General features: G+C 66.4%; 11 protein-coding genes. 5 read left to right on the top strand and 6 right to left on the bottom strand.

Annotation, left to right across the window (positions count from 1 at the left end):
• Positions 1 to 13 precede the first annotated feature (13 nt).
• From ACUJB0_RS28375 to ACUJB0_RS28360, 4 genes are all read right to left on the bottom strand, one after another.
• On the bottom strand, positions 14 to 1261 hold the full coding sequence (locus ACUJB0_RS28375; RefSeq protein WP_444848175.1) for an efflux RND transporter periplasmic adaptor subunit: 1248 nt from the start codon (positions 1259 to 1261) through the stop codon (positions 14 to 16).
• 167 nt (positions 1262 to 1428) lie between these two features.
• Entirely contained in the window at positions 1429 to 3618 is a 2190-nt protein-coding gene (locus tag ACUJB0_RS28370) for a TonB-dependent siderophore receptor (protein ID WP_444848174.1), read from the bottom strand.
• Between the two features lie 77 nt (positions 3619 to 3695).
• Positions 3696 to 4250, bottom strand: a complete 555-nt coding sequence (locus ACUJB0_RS28365; protein ID WP_444848173.1) for a GNAT family N-acetyltransferase — start codon at positions 4248 to 4250, stop codon at positions 3696 to 3698.
• A gap of 47 nt (positions 4251 to 4297) precedes the next feature.
• Complete coding sequence (locus tag ACUJB0_RS28360) at positions 4298 to 5932, bottom strand: methyl-accepting chemotaxis protein (protein WP_444848172.1); 1635 nt, start codon at positions 5930 to 5932, stop codon at positions 4298 to 4300.
• A gap of 274 nt (positions 5933 to 6206) precedes the next feature.
• Between ACUJB0_RS28360 and ACUJB0_RS28355 the strand changes: the two genes are divergently transcribed.
• From ACUJB0_RS28355 to ACUJB0_RS28345, 3 genes are all read left to right on the top strand, one after another.
• A complete protein-coding gene (locus ACUJB0_RS28355; protein WP_444848171.1) occupies positions 6207 to 7001 on the top strand; it encodes a phosphate/phosphite/phosphonate ABC transporter substrate-binding protein in 795 nt (264 codons plus the stop codon).
• Between the two features lie 3 nt (positions 7002 to 7004).
• Positions 7005 to 9314, top strand: coding sequence for a hybrid sensor histidine kinase/response regulator (locus ACUJB0_RS28350; protein WP_444848170.1), 2310 nt, complete (start codon positions 7005 to 7007; stop codon positions 9312 to 9314).
• 74 nt (positions 9315 to 9388) lie between these two features.
• The gene (locus ACUJB0_RS28345; RefSeq protein ID WP_444848169.1) at positions 9389 to 10594 is read left to right on the top strand and encodes a DUF418 domain-containing protein; all 1206 of its coding nucleotides are present in this window, start codon (positions 9389 to 9391) and stop codon (positions 10592 to 10594) included.
• Positions 10595 to 10626: 32 nt separating this feature from the next.
• Here ACUJB0_RS28345 and ACUJB0_RS28340 read toward each other — a convergent pair whose 3' ends face one another.
• A complete protein-coding gene (locus ACUJB0_RS28340) occupies positions 10627 to 11223 on the bottom strand; it encodes an IMPACT family protein (protein ID WP_444848168.1) in 597 nt (198 codons plus the stop codon).
• 75 nt (positions 11224 to 11298) lie between these two features.
• Positions 11299 to 11613 (bottom strand): NINE protein, encoded by a 315-nt coding sequence (locus ACUJB0_RS28335; protein WP_444848167.1) that lies wholly within the window; start codon positions 11611 to 11613, stop codon positions 11299 to 11301.
• Between the two features lie 136 nt (positions 11614 to 11749).
• On the opposite strand from ACUJB0_RS28335, the gene ACUJB0_RS28330 reads away from it, so the two are divergent.
• Both ACUJB0_RS28330 and ACUJB0_RS28325 read left to right on the top strand, forming a co-directional pair.
• Complete coding sequence (locus ACUJB0_RS28330) at positions 11750 to 13732, top strand: helicase-related protein (RefSeq protein ID WP_444848166.1); 1983 nt, start codon at positions 11750 to 11752, stop codon at positions 13730 to 13732.
• Positions 13732 to 14847, top strand: a complete 1116-nt coding sequence (locus ACUJB0_RS28325; protein ID WP_444848165.1) for a DUF418 domain-containing protein — start codon at positions 13732 to 13734, stop codon at positions 14845 to 14847. The genes ACUJB0_RS28330 and ACUJB0_RS28325 overlap by 1 nt, the downstream gene beginning before the upstream one ends.

Genomic DNA, 14847 nt, shown 5'->3' with positions numbered 1-14847 from the left:
CTTTCGATGCGGGTTATTGGGCGACGCGGATGCTGTCGCGGTCCTTGTAGCGGGTGGTGTCTGAAATGATGAGGCGGTCGCCGGCGCGGGCGCCGGACAAAATCTCCACGGCCTTGCCGTCGCTGGCGCCGATGTTGAGCGTGGTCTTGCGGGCCATGCCGTCGCGCACCACGAAGATGTCCTGCGGGCCGCGGCCGTTGAAGGCCGGGCCGTAGTCGGCCAGCAGCGTGCGCTGCTTCTGCTCGGTGACGATGTTCACCTCCACCCGCAGCTTGTTGCGCAGCATCGGGTGGTTGGGCTGGTTGAGGGTGACCAGCAGCTTGACGGTGCCGTTCTGGATTTCCGGCAGGATGGTCTGCACCACGCCGTCCAGCCGCACATTGCCCTGCTCGACGCGCACCGCCTGGCCGGCGCTGAGCGCGCGCGCGTGGAAGTCCGACAGCGAGGCCTCGACCTTGTAGTTGCTCAGCTCCGAGACCTTGGCCACCAGCTGGCCGGTGGCCAGGCTGGCGCCCTCGTCGGCCAGCAGCCAGGTCAGCATGCCGGCGAACGGCGCGCGCACCTGGGTTTGCGCCAGCAGCTCCTGTTGCTGCTGCAGCTGTTTTTGCAGGATGTTCTTTTGCAGCCGCGCGCCTTCGATGCTGGAGGAGGTGACGCGCTGGCTGTCGTCGATCTGTTCGTGCTGCTGGCGCAGCTGGATCTCGGTGCGCTTGACGTTCAGCTCGGCGGTCAGCAGATCCTCGGCCGAGACGCCGCCGGCCTTGCGCAGCGTCTGGTAGCGGCCCAGCTTGACGCGGGTGGCCTGCAGGTCCAGCTCCAGCAGTTCGATGGCGCTGACGATCTGCTTGCGTTTCTGCGCCAGTTCCAGCGTCAGCGCGAGGATGCGGTTTTCCTGCTGGGCCAGTTGTTCCTTGATGCTGTCCATCGCCAGCACGATGGTGCGGTTGTCCAGCTCCAGCAGCAGCTCGCCGGCCTGGACCTGCTGGCCCAGCTTGGCGTGCACCTTGGCCACGTGGGTCTGGATCGGGCTGGAGACCAGCTCCTCGTGCACCGGGATGACGATGCCGGAAGCGTTGATGGTGTTGGCGATATTGCCGACATGGACCTCGGCCAGCACCACGCTGCCGGCGTCGACGCTGGGGCTGACCACGCGGTTGATGCCCCACGCGGCCGCGCACAGCGTGGCCAGCACGGCGGCCACCACCAGCGCGGTCTTGCGCTTGCGGCGGGAAAGGATATCGGGGTTGAGCGCCTGGTCCATGGGATGCGATAGTGAGCTAAAGTAGTGCTCTCTATTGCAATAGCCGTGCCACATGCCGCCGATGCCCGCAAAGCCAGCAAAACCAAGGCTTGCGCGCGATTCGGCATGGCGCGCGCGGCGGGCGCGCTTGCCCGCCTTCGTTCAACACCGTCCGGAAACGGACACCCCTAGAAGCGATACCTGAGGTTGAGCGCGGCGCTGCGCGGGGCCGCGTAGGTGATCGCGCCATACGCGGCGAACATGCCGAAGTGGCGCTTGTCCAGCGCGTTGTTGACGTTGAGCTGCGCCGACCATTGGCGGTTGATGTCGTAGCGCGCCATCAGGTTGACCAGGCTGTAGGCCGGCTGCTCGATGCGGCCGCCGCTGTGCGCGGGCGCGTTCGGATCGGCCGTGTAGCCGCGGCCTTCCCAGTTGACGCCGCCGCCCAGCGTCACCGCCTTCCAGTCGCCCGGCAACTGCCAGGTGGTGAACAGGCGCAGCAGCTTGCGCGGGTAGACGCTGTTGATGTCGGCGCCGGCCGCGTCCTCCGCGTGGAAGCGCGTGTAGCCGAGGCTGGCGTTCCAGCCTTTGGCCAGCTGGCCCGCCAGCTCGAACTCGACGCCGTGGCTGGTGGCGCCCGTCGCCGCGCGGTAGTAGGCCTCCGGCGCCAGCGGTCCGGCGCCGTCGCGGTCGACCAGGCCGGCTTCCTGGCCCAGTTTGTCCTGCTTGATGCGGAACAGCGCGAACGAGGCGTTCAGGCGGCCTTCGAGGAACTCGCCCTTGACGCCGGCCTCGGCGCTCTTGCCTTCGATCGGATCCAGCGTCTTGCCGCTGAAGTCCTTCAGGTTCTGCGGCTGGAAGATGCTGGTGTAGCTGGCGTAGGCCGAGTAGCTGTCGTTGATGTCGTAGACCAGGCCGGCATATGGCGTCAGCTGGCGGTTGTGCTTGAGCTGGTACGGCGCGGCATACAGGCCGTGGCCGGTCTTGTCGTAGTCGCCGAGGCGGGCGCCGGCGATCAGCTTGAGCGGATCGGCCAGCGAGAAGCGCGCCACGCCGTAGACGGCCTGCTGCGTGGTGACGCTGCTTTCGTAGAAGGTGGAGGGGCCCCACGCCGGCTCGGGATAGCTGCCGTTCCAGCGGTTGAAGTCGCCCACGTCCGGCACGCCGCCGGGGCCGTAGTCGGCGGCGCGGCTGTCGGCGTTGAACTGCTGCTTCGAATGCATGTAGCCGAACGCCGCCTCGTGCTTGCGCCCGCCCAGCGCGAACGGGCCGCTGGCGTGCAGGCCGAAGTCGTCCTGTTTGGTGTGGGTCTGGTAGGAGCCGGCGAACGCGCCCATGCCGGCGCCGGTCGCGCGGTCGGGGATGCCGGACAGGTAGAGCAGCCGGGAGTCGGCCTTGCGGTCGCCGTGGCTGTAGCTGGCGCGCAGCTTCCAGCCGTTGTCGAGTTCATGGTCGAGGTTGGCGAAGAAGTTGCCGTATTCCGTGCCCCAGCGGGTCCAGCCGGCGGCCGAGGTTTTCGAACGGTCCCAGGCGGTGAGGCCGCCGTCGCTGTACCAGTAGGGCAGGCCGCCCCACATCGGGCCCTTGGGATCGGTCTTCTGGTAGCTGTAGCCGGCCGACAGCACGGTCTTGCGGCCCAAGTCGGCCTCCAGCGTGCCGTACAGGGTGCGGCTGTTCTTCCGCATCAGATGGATCCAGCTGTCGCCGGCCTGGTACTCGCCGACCACGCGGGCGCGCACGCTGCCGGCCTGGTTCAGCGCGGTGGAGACGTCGGCCATCGCGCGCCGTTCGTTCCAGCTGCCGATGCCGATCTCGGCCGTGCCGGTCAGCTCCTTGCTGTTGGCGCGCTTGCGCACCAGGTTGATGGCGGCGGACGGATTGCCGGCGCCCGTCATCAGGCCGGTGGCGCCGCGCACCACCTCGACGCGGTCGTAGGTGGCCAGGCTGCCAAGCACCTCGCCCGAGCTCCATGCCTGGTCCCAGGTGGCGGGGATGCCGTCGATCTGCAGGTTGTCGATGTCGAAGCCGCGCGCGGTGAAGCCGGCGCGGTTGGTTTCGTATTGGTTGACCGAGACGCCGGTGACGTTGTTGACCACGTCGGTCACCGTCAGCAGGCCCTGGTCCTCGATGCGCTGCTGGGTCACCACCGAGACCGATTGCGGCGTGTCGCGCAGCGCCATGCCAAGGGGCAGGGCGGTCCTGGCCTTGCCGGTGGTGTACGAGCCGGTGCCTTCGGTGGTGGCGCCCAGGCTCTCGCCGTGGACTTCAATGCGCGGCAGGACCGCTGTGGCCGCCTCCGCCGCGATCTGCGCCTGCGCCGCCAGCGGGGCAGACAGGCCCATCAGGACCGCCAGCCGGTCCAAGGTATGCTTTTCCATTTGTATCCCACAATCAAAGCGAGAATGTGGCTGGCGGCGGCAGGCTTCTCAGTTAAATATTTGAATGATAACCATTCTCATTTGACTGTGTCAAGGCGCTTGCTCATGCTGGTGTAGGCCAGGCTCCGGCCGTCGATGCGGAACAGGTCGGGGATTTCGCCGGTTTGCTCGAAGCCGTTGCGGCGGTACAGTGCGATCGCCGGCGTGTTCACGGACAGCACTTGCAGGTCGATCCAGTCCAGCCGGGCCGACGTGCGCGCCCAGTGCGCCGCGTGTTCGATCAGGCGGCCGCCCAGGCCCAGCCGGCGGAAGGCGCGGTCCACGCCCATGCCCAGCAGGCAGCGGTGGGGGGCGTGGCGTTCGGGATGGGCGCGCAGGTCGACGTGGCCGGCGATGCGGCCGTCGTCCGCGCGCGCCACCCAGACGCGGCGCCAGCCGGGGGCGTCCAGCGCCGTGCGCATGCCGGCCTGGAAGGCGTCGGCCTTGTCGGCGGGGAAGCGCGAGTCGTCGCGTGGCAGCGGCTGGAAGTAGGCGGTGTCGCCCCGGCCGTTGTCGGACAGGTGATCGTTGAGGTAGCGGAGAAAGTCGTTGAAGTCCGCGGGCTCCAACAGGTCGATAGACAGTTGGCTCATCGGCCGATTGTAGCTGGCGGACGCGCGGTCCGCCAGCGCGCCTCCGCTCAGGCGGCCTCGCGGTGGCCCAGCGCCAGCCGCGACGGCTTGCGCGGATTCAGGCGGGACACCGGCGCCGCGCGGCGGTCGGCGGCCAGCTTGAACACGCCCACCAGCTGCACCAGTTGATGCGCCTGGTCCTGCTGCGCCTCGGCCGCTGCGGCGGCCTGCTCGACCAGCGCGGCGTTCTGCTGCGTCACCGCGTCCATCTCGGCGATGGCCTGGTTGATCTGCTCGATGCCGGCTTCCTGCTCGTGGCTGGCGATGCTGATCTCGCCCATGATCTCGGTGACGGATTTGACGGCGGCGACGATCTTCTCCATCGTCGCGCCGGCTTCGCCGACCAGCTCGGTGCCGGTGGCGACCTTGCCGACCGAGTCGTCGATCAGCGCCTTGATTTCCTTGGCCGCCGCCGCCGAGCGGTGCGCCAGCGTGCGCACCTCGGTGGCCACGACCGCGAAGCCACGGCCCTGTTCACCGGCGCGCGCCGCCTCGACCGCCGCGTTCAGCGCCAGGATATTGGTCTGGAACGCGATGCCGTCGATCACGCTGATGATGTCGACAATCTTCTTGGCCGAGTCGTTGATCTCGCCCATGGTGTGGACCACGTCGGCCACCACGGCGCCGCCGGCCAGCGCGGTCTGCGAGGCGGCGGCGGCCAGCGTGTTGGCCTGGCGCGCGCTCTCGGTGTTCTGCTTGACGGTGGCGGTCAGCTCCTCCATCGACGAGGCGGTTTCCTCCAGCGAGCCGGCCTGCTGCTCGGTGCGCGAGGACAGGTCGAGGTTGCCTGCGGCGATTTCCGTGGCGGCCGTGACGATTGAATCTGCGCCGCCGCGCACCTGGCCGACGATCTTGGCCAGGCTGTCGCGCATGGCCGCGATCGCGAACAGCAGGCTGCGCTGGTCGCCTTGGCGGGTGGCGATGGGCACGGCCAGGTCGCCGGCCGCGATCTGGCTGGCGATGCCGGCCACGTAGTCCGGCTCGCCGCCGAGCTGGCCCAGCAGCTGGCGCGAGATCAGCACCGCGCCCGCCACGCCCGCCGCCAGCGACAGCAGGCCCATCACGATGGCCAGGTTGCGCGCCTGGACGTAGGTGGCGTCGGCCTTGACGCGGCTGGTTTCCATCACCGCGCTCTGGTGCGCGATCAGCGCGTCGAGGCTGTTCATATAGGCCGTCTGCAGATCGCGCATCGGCCCCAGCATGTAGTCGACCGCGCCGTCGATGTCGCCGGCGCTGCGCTTGCGCATCGCCTCGTCAAGCGCGGCCTCGTAGGGCGTGCGCGCGGCCTGCAGCGCGGCCAGCATCTGGCGTCCGGTCTCGGACTTGACCAGGCCGGCCAGCTTCTGCGTGACGGCCTCGACATCCTTGCGCTTGTCGGCGATCACCGCCAGTTCCTTGGCGGCCTTGGCGTCGTCGTGGATCAGCAGGGCGTTGCGCAGCGCGCGGGCGATCCGGTTGCTGTGGTTCATCAGGGTCTGCGCCTGCGCGACCTTGGTGTAGCTTTCGGTGACGATGGCGTCGGTGCCGTCGTTGAGTGTGCCGAGGCTGACGATGTTTTGCACGCTGGCGATGGTCAGCATCAGCAGGATGGTGCCGAAGCCTAGCCCCAGCCGGGTGCCGACTTTGAGATTCTTGAGGTTCATATTGTTATTCCGTTTTTTGTGAAAACGTGCGTCCCCGCTGGGCGGGGCTGGACGCGTTGGCGGGGGCATGGCCAGGAAGGCTGGCGACCGCGGGGATTGGGCGGTTCGGCCGTGCGTCAAGTTGAGGGCCGTTAATATACATTAAGATTTATTCCAGAGCAATTAATTGCATCGGGGCCGGGGGCGTCATGCTATGATCAAAAATCCCGCTTTCTTGCGAAATACGCTACCCATGGCCCATCGATTCCTCCGCTGGCTATGTGCCGGTTGCTTGATGTTGGCGCTGACCGGTACGGTGTCGGCGCAGCAGACCAGTTACACCTTCGGTGTGGTGCCGCAGGAGTCGCCCTCGCAGATGGCCGCCAACTGGACTCCGGTGCTGATGGCCTTGTCCGGGCAGGCCGGCGTCAAGATCAGCTTTGCCACCGCGCCGGACGTTCCCACCTTCGAGCGCCGCCTGGCGGCAGGCGAATACGATTTCGCCTACATGAACCCGTATCACTTCGTGGTCTACAACGCCAGGCCCGGCTACCGCGCGCTGGCCCGCGCCAGGGGCGAGCGTCTGCGGGCGCTGGTGGTGGTGCGCAAGGACAGCCCGCTGCGCGACCTGAAGCAGCTGGCCGGCGCCACGCTGGCCTTCCCGTCGCCGGCCGCGTTCGGCGCGTCCCTGCTGGTGCAGGCCGAGCTGCGGCGCCAGGGCGTGCCGTTCAAGGCCGCCTTCGTCAAGTCGCACAACTCGGTGTACCGCGACGTGGTGCAGGGCCTGTATCCGGCCGGCGGCGCCGTGCCGCGCACGCTGGACCTGCTGGACCGCCGCCTCTCGCGCGAGCTGCGCGTGTTGTGGACCAGCCCGCCATTCACCACGCACGCCATCGCCACCCGTCCGCAGCTGGACCCGGCCGTGCGCGAGCGCGTGCTGGCGGCGATGCTGCGCATGAACCTGGATGCGGCGCAGCTCAAGCTGCTGGCCGGGATCGGCTTCGACGGCTTCGAGCCGGCCCAGGACAAGGACTGGGACGACGTGCGCCGGCTGGCGATCTCGCCGGCCGACGCCCGGATCCAGGAATAGGCCATGCGGCTGGCCCTGAGCTTTCGCGCCAAGACCATCCTCGGCATCGCGCTGATCGAGTTGCTGTTGCTGGGCGTGCTGGTGTGCAGCGTGCTGCATTTTTTGCGCGAGTCCAACGAGCAGCAGGTGCTGCGCCACGCGCGCGTGACGGCCGAGACCTTCGCCGCCATGTCGCGCGACGCCGTGATCAGCCACGACCTGGAGGGCCTGCAATCGTTCGCGCGCCAGCTCAGCGGCACCGAGGGCACGCTGTACGCGCAGGTGCTCGACGCCGACCAGCGCGTGCTGGTGGAGGCGGGCCGGCCGGAGGCGCTGGCCAAGCCCTTCGTGCCGCACGCGTCGCTGTCCGAGGCGGCCGACGGCATGTTCGCCATCAGCAGCCCGGTGGCGGTGGCGGGCGTCACCTACGGCAGCGTGCGGATCGGGCTCGATGTCGCCAGCCTGGAGCGGACGCTGGCGGCGGCCCAGCGCTGGAGCCTGGGCCTGGCCGCGCTGGAGATGGCGATGGTGGCCTTGTTTTCGCTGCTGCTGGGACGCTACCTGATCCGCCAGATCGCGCAGTTCACGCACGGCGCGCAGATGATCGCGGCCGGTCAGCTGGGCGGCCAGCTGGAGGTGGTGGGCAACGACGAGATCGCCCAGGCCACGCGCGCCTTCAACCACATGTCGCAGGTGATCCGGCAGGGGCACGAGACGCTGGAGGCGCGCGTGCGCGAGCGCACCGAGGAGCTGTCGCGCGAGCGCGACGCGGTGCTGGTCGAGCGCAACCGGGCCGAGACCGCCACGCGCGTCAAGAGCCAGTTCCTGGCCACCATGAGCCACGAGATCCGCACGCCGATGAACGGCATCCTCGGCATGCAGCACCTACTGCGCCTGACGGAGCTGAGCCCGCAGCAGCGCGACTATGTCGACAAGACCTACGCGGCGGCCCATTCGCTGCTGGGCATCCTCAACGACATCCTGGATTTTTCCAAGGTCGAGACGGGCAACCTGGTGCTGGAACGGGTGCCGTTCAACCTGGAGCAGATACTGCGCAACCTGGCGCTGATCCTGGGCGCGAGCGTGCAGGACAAGCCGGTCGAAGTGCTGTTCGACCTCGACCCGGCGCTGCCGACCGACGTGCTGGGCGACGCGCTGCGGCTCAACCAGGTGCTGGTGAATTTGGCCGGCAACGCGGTCAAGTTCACCGAGCGCGGTTCGGTGGTGGTGAGCGTGCGCCTGCTGGACGGCGATGACGAGCACGTACGGCTGCAATTTTCCGTGCGCGACACCGGCATCGGCATCGCGCCCGAGCAGCAGGGCAGCATTTTCGATTCCTTCACGCAGGCCGAGAGCTCGACCACGCGGCGCTTTGGCGGCACCGGCCTTGGCCTGGCCATCAGCCAGCGGCTGGTGCGCCTGATGGGCGGCGAGCTGCAGGTCGAGAGCGCGCCCGGCCAAGGCAGCACCTTCTCGTTCACGCTGTCGTATGGCAGGGCAGAGCAGGGCGCGCCGCGCGCGGCGCTGCCATTGAAGGTGCTGGTGGTCGGCGCCGGCGAACAGTCGCGGCAGCTGCTGCTGACGATGATCGCCGGCTTCGGCGGCCAGGCCGACTCGGTCGCGGACCTGCCCTGCGCGCTGCCCCTGTTGCGCGCAGGGACCGCCTATGAATTGTTGCTGTTCGACGGCGTGGACAGCTGGGACGGCGTGTTGCGCCTGCGCCGGCAGACGGCGGCGCCGTTCGTCGCGCTGGCCGCGGCCGAGGCCACGCATGGGCTGCATCAGCGCATGCAGCAGGAGCCGGGCGTGCTGGACCTGGTGCTGATGAAGCCGTTGACGCCGGCCATGTTGTACGAAGCGCTGCAACGGGCCGCGCCGCAAGATGGCGCGGTGGACGCGGCGCCGCCTGCCGCCGTGCCCGAGGCCGCAGCGTCGGCGGGGCTGCGCCTGGCCGGGCTGAGGCTGCTGCTGGTGGAGGACAACCCGCTCAACCAGCAAGTCGCCTGCGCCTTGCTGCAACTGGAGGGCGCGGAGGTGGACGTGGCCAACAACGGCCGCGAAGGCGTGGACCAGGTGATGAACGGCCCGTTCTACGACGCCGTGTTGATGGATATGCAAATGCCGGTCATGGACGGCAACGAGGCCACGCGCCTGCTGCGCGCGCAGGGCTACCGCAGCCTGCCGATCCTGGCGCTGACCGCCAATGTGCTGGAGGCCGAGCGCGACGAATGCCGCGCCGCCGGCGTCGACGACTTCATCGCCAAGCCGATCGAGTTCGAGGACATGGTTCTCACCGTGGCCAGATATTGCGCTCCGGCTGCCCGCCGGGCCTGAAAAATCGCACCGTTGGGAGCGGTTCCATTCTACACTTGGCATTCTATTCACTTTGCCAAGGTTGATGGAACATCATGCGCGCCAACTCTTCCCGTCTGGATGTGATCGACGCCCTGCGCGGCTTCGCCATCGTCTCGATCATGCTCCTGCATAACATCGAGCACTTCGATTTCTATTTCCTTCCCGCTGGATTGCCGGCCTGGCTGGTGTCGGTGGACAAGATGATCTGGGACAGCCTGTTCTTCCTGTTCGGTGGCAAGTCGTACGCGATCTTCGCGCTGCTGTTCGGCCTGACGTTCTACATCCAGGACCATAACCGGGAATTGCGCGGCGAGGATTTCCGCGCCCGCTTTGCCTGGCGCATGGTGTTATTGCTGGGATTCGGCCTGTTCAATTCGATGTTTTATCACGGCGACATTCTCAGTATTTATGCCGTATTGGGGCTGGCGCTGATACCTGTGGCGCGTTTGCGCAGCGGGGTGGTGTTATGCATCGCGATATTGTTATTGCTATTGCCGCACGCCTGGGTGGAATTCTATCAGGCGTTGCCTAATCCTGATGAGAAACTCGCGGATCCCGCTTCCTGGGCATATTTCGGCCGCGCTGAAAAATACATGGCGCATGGGTCCGCATTTGATGTCTGGATGGGGAATTTAAGCAACGGCAAAATTGGAGTAATACGCTGGAGCTGGGAAAACGGCCGCATATTCCAGATTCCGGCATTATTCATGTTGGGTATGCTGGCTGGTAGAAAAGGGCTGTTTATTCCATCGATTCCGAATAAGACGTTCTGGCGTAAAACCCTGCTGATTGCCATCCTGGCGTTTATTCCGCTGTATCTGTTGAAAAGTAATCCCGACCTGTGGCATATCGGCGCGGCGGTGCGCCGGCCATTATTGGTGATCGTGACTTCATGGTCGAACGTGGCGTTCATGGCGGTGCTGGTATCGAGTTTTACGCTGCTGTCTTATGCGGGCAATTGGCTGGGTATATTCTCGCCATTGGGCCGCATGAGTTTGACCAGCTATGTGGTGCAATCCATTGTCGGCACGTCGATTTATTATGGCTTCGGCCTGGGGCTGTATCAATATACCGGCGCCAGCTTCGCGCTGGCGATCGGACTGACGCTGGCGGTGCTGCAACGGCAGTTCAGCGTCTGGTGGCTGCGCCGGCACAAGCAGGGACCGCTTGAAACGCTGTGGCACAAAGCCACCTGGATCGGCGCCCAGAGGGAAGCCATGCCAAATATTGGCGCGAATATACCAAAAAACAGCTTGTGAAGGGCGAACGGCGGCAATGGCCGCCAATCGCGTCATTCGTCGTCGGGGGTGATCCATTGAATGCGGCCATGGCCGGCCTCATTCAATCGGCTGACTAATGGCGCGGCTGCGCTGTCGGGGAGGCTGAATTCAAATTGCACGTGGTCGGAATGCGCGACATTATCGAGACTGGCGCCGGCCAGTTCAATTTCCCGGCGTATCGTGCCTTCCATCGCATACGGTGCGGTGCAGATCAGATAATGCAGCTTGATAATCGCGATTTTCTCGGATTTTAATAATGCCTGGGCCACGCTGTCGGTATAAGCGCGCACCAGTCCACCGGCGCCCAATTTAACGCCGCCAAAATAACGGACTACCGTGGCTAATACGCCTTCCAGATCCTGATGGCGTAATACATCAAGCATGGGACGGCCGGCGGTTCCACTCGGTTCGCCGTCATCGACCGCGGCCGATTGACCGCCTGCTAATAATGCCCAGCATACGTGGGCGGCGCCAGGATGTTGCGCCCATAATTCAGCCACCACTTTTTGCGCGGCGCTCCGGTCCGTCATCGGCTGAACGCAGGCAATAAAACGGCTTTTCTTAATCACCAATTCGTGGTGAACGGGTGTGGCGATGGAGAAGGGCATGGCGGGATTTCTGGCACGGCGGCGGTGTAAACCGGGCTATGGTGCCAGAAATCCGGAGGAAAGACAAAAACGCGCTTAGCGGTTGCTGATTTTGAGGCCGTCGCTGTCGGTGAAGCTACCGAGAACGACCATAATAAAATCGATCAGCGCCCAGATGCCGAAGCCGCCGAATGTGAACAACATTAACAGGCCGGTGCCGATCTTGCCGACGTAGAAGCGGTGCACGCCCAAAAAGCCCAGGAAGAAGCACAGCAGCACGGTGACGACGTAATCCTTATCCGAACGCGGACCGGAGGCGGCGCTGGCATGTTGCGGCGCGCCGCAATGCGGGCAAGTTGGTGCTGTCTCGTGAATTTCCTTGCCACAACCGCGGCAGAATACCATGCCCATGTTTTCCCTTTTGTTTTCTGTTTATTGTTGTAGGCTGATTGCCTAGGCGGAATATTATAGGTGGGCGACCTGCTTAGCTTTCTCACCAACTGTAACGATCTGCTAAAATTTCAGCCTACTTATCCGAATACCGCATATGAGCAATCCCTCGCCAGCACCGCATCACTCCGCCACAGACAGCGACCAGGGGGAAGACGACGACCTGATGCACCGGCTGGGCCTGAGCGCCAAGGGCGTGGTGCTGGCGCGGCAGGAGGGGCGCGTGTTCCTGCGCTTGAGCGGCGTGGTGTCGTACAACGGCTTGCAGGTCGCCTACGACCTGGTGCCGGCGCAGGGCGTGCTGGCCAAGGCGTCCAAATGGCGCAAGATGGACGCCGATACCCGCTCCCAGCTGCTGCTGGAGCGCGCCAGCGACGCCGTCGGCGAGGAGCTGCGCGGCTATGTCAGCGCCTTCGTGCAGGAGATGGCCGACGCCTGCGACGATTGCGGCCTCGACGCGCAACCGTTCCTCGGCGCGCTGGCGGACATGCAGATTTCCGAACCGGCCGGCATCGTCTTCGACCGCATCCGGCAGCGCCTGGAGCACGCCGTCGAGCGCGAGATGGAGGAGCAGCACGCCGAGCGCACCCGCCAGAGCATCAACCTGGCCGAATATCCGGCCTCGTTCGACGTGGCGCGGCGCATGAAGCGGCGCTTCATCGCGCTGCTGGGGCCGACCAATTCCGGCAAGACCCACCAGGCTATCGAAGCGCTGGCCAAGGCGCCCAGCGGCGTCTACCTGGCGCCGCTGCGGCTGCTGGCGCTGGAAAACTACGAGCGCCTGCAGGCCATGGAGGCGCACGGCAAGCCGCTGGCCGTCAGCCTGGTGACGGGCGAGGAGCGCCGCCTGGTGCCGGGCGCCACGCACGTGGCCAGCACGGTGGAGATGCTCGACACCCGCACCCCGGTCGACGTGGCGGTGATCGACGAGATCCAGATGCTGGCCGACCGCGACCGTGGCGCGGCCTGGACCGCCGCCGTCTGCGGCGCGCCGGCGCAGGTGGTGTACCTGGTGGGCGCGCCGGAAGCGCGGCGCGCCATCGAGGTGCTGGCGGCGCGGCTGGAGTGCGAGCTGGAAGTCCACGTGCTCAAGCGCAAAGGGCCGCTGTCGGTCGAACCGACCGCCGTGCGCAAGCTGAGCAACCTGCGGCGGGGCGACGCGGTGATCTGCTTCTCGCGCCGCGAGGTGCTGATGTGGCGCGACATGGTGACCGAGCTGGGCCTGTCGGTGGCCACCGTGTACGGCAACCTGTCGCCGGAGGTGCGGCGCGCGCAGGCCCAGCGCTTCCGCGACGGCGCGGCCGACGTGGTGGTGGGCACCGACGCGATCGCGATGGGCCTGAACATGCCGATCGCGCGCATCGTCATGACCACCTCGGTCAAGTACAACGGCTATGAAGAGGAAGAGATCCCGGCCGCGCTGGCGCGCCAGATCGCCGGCCGGGCGGGGCGCTTTGGCGTGCACGAGGAAGGCCTGGTGGCCGGCTACGACAACGAGACCCACAACGTGGTGCGCTCGCTGCTGAAGGAAAAGCCGGTGCCGCTCAAGACCACCGGCTTCGCCGTGGCGCCGACGCTGGAGCACCTGCACCGGATCTCGTCGGTGACCAACGAGCACGCGCTGGCCAAATTGTTGAAACGCTTCGTCCACAACATCGACGTGCCGGACGGCTTCTTCTACCCGCGCATCACCGAGGACCAGTTCGAACGCGCGGCCTGGCTCGACACGCTGGAGCTGACGGTGGCGGAGAAGTTCGCGCTGTCGCTGGTGCCGATCTCGTCCAAGGTGCCGTCGCTGCAGCGCGCGTGGGAGCATTGGGCCACCGCGCTGGCCGCCAAGAAAATCACGCCGATCAAGACCGAGCAGGTGCCGCTGCACTACATGTCGCTGCAGGAGGTCGAGGACGCTTGCCGCATGTATTCGGCCTACGCGTGGCTGGCCTACCGCCAGCCCGAATACTTCCCCGACACCGAGCGCGCGCAGCAGCTGTCGCGCCAGGCGTCCGAGCGCGTGGACGCGATGCTGCAGGACCAGAACTCCGCGCTGCGCAAGCGCCAGCCGAAGAAGTTCCGCCGTTGATGGCGGACGCCAACGAGCGCATTGACGCGATCGACATCCTGCGCGGTATCGCGCTGTTCGGCGTGCTGATGGTGAACCTGCTGTCGGAGTTCCGGGTCTCGATCTTCCAGCAGTTCCTGCCGCCCGATCCCGCCATCGGCAGGTGGGACGGGCTGGTCGAAACGCTGGTGCGCGCCGGCTTCGAGATGAAGGCCTTCGCGGTGTTTTCGTTTCTGTTCGGCCTGGGGCTGGCGGTGCAGTTCGAGCGCCTGGCCAGGACCGGGCGTCCGCGCTACTGGCTGACGCGGCGGCTGGCAGTGCTGCTGGTGTTCGGGCTGGTGCATCTGCTGCTGGTCTGGAACGGCGACATCCTGACCGAATACGCGCTGGGCGGCTTGCTGGTGCTGCCGCTGCTGGCGGCGCCGGTGTGGGCGCTGGCGGTCGCGGCGGCGTGCCTGTTCGCGCTGTATGTGTACATCGGCATGGTGCCGGTCGGGATACCGTGGCCGGAGGCTGCCTGGTTCCAGCAGCACGTGGCGCTGGCCAACCAGGTGTTCGCCTCGGGCAGCTTTGCCGAGATACGCCGCTTCAGCATTGACGAGCTCGCGAATCTGCTGCCCCTGCACATCTTTATTTTCCCACGCACCCTGGCATTGTTCCTGCTGGGCACGCTGGCATGGCGGACCGGTATCGCACGCAAACCGGAGCAGCATCGGCGCCTGCTGGCCGCCATCGCCGTGGCCGGCATCGCGGGCGGCGCGGCCTTGTCGACGGTGGACGCGGCCGCAGGCATGGGCCAGACCCTGCTGGCCACCGGCTACGCGGCGACGGTGCTGCTGCTGGCGCAACGCCGCACGCTGCACATCTTCGCCCCGCTGGGCCGGATGGCGTTCACCAACTACATCGCCCAGTCGCTGATTTTCGGCTACATCTTCTTCGGCTATGGGCTGGGACAGTTCGGCCGGCTCGGCGCCGCGCCGGTGTTCCTGCTCGGCCTGGTCGTGTACGCGGCCCAGATGGCGTTGAGCGCCTGGTGGCTGCGGCATTACCGCTACGGCCCCTTGGAATGGCTGTGGCGCTCGCTGATGTACGGTGCCGCGCAGCCCATGCGTGTTGCGTTGCGCGAAAAGGATTAA

This window comes from Duganella caerulea (genome assembly GCF_040362985.1).
In the GTDB taxonomy this organism is placed as follows: domain Bacteria; phylum Pseudomonadota; class Gammaproteobacteria; order Burkholderiales; family Burkholderiaceae_D; genus Rugamonas; species Rugamonas vulcania.
The sequence above is the reverse complement of the archived record's forward strand: the minus strand, read 5'-3'. Positions and strand labels throughout refer to the sequence as shown.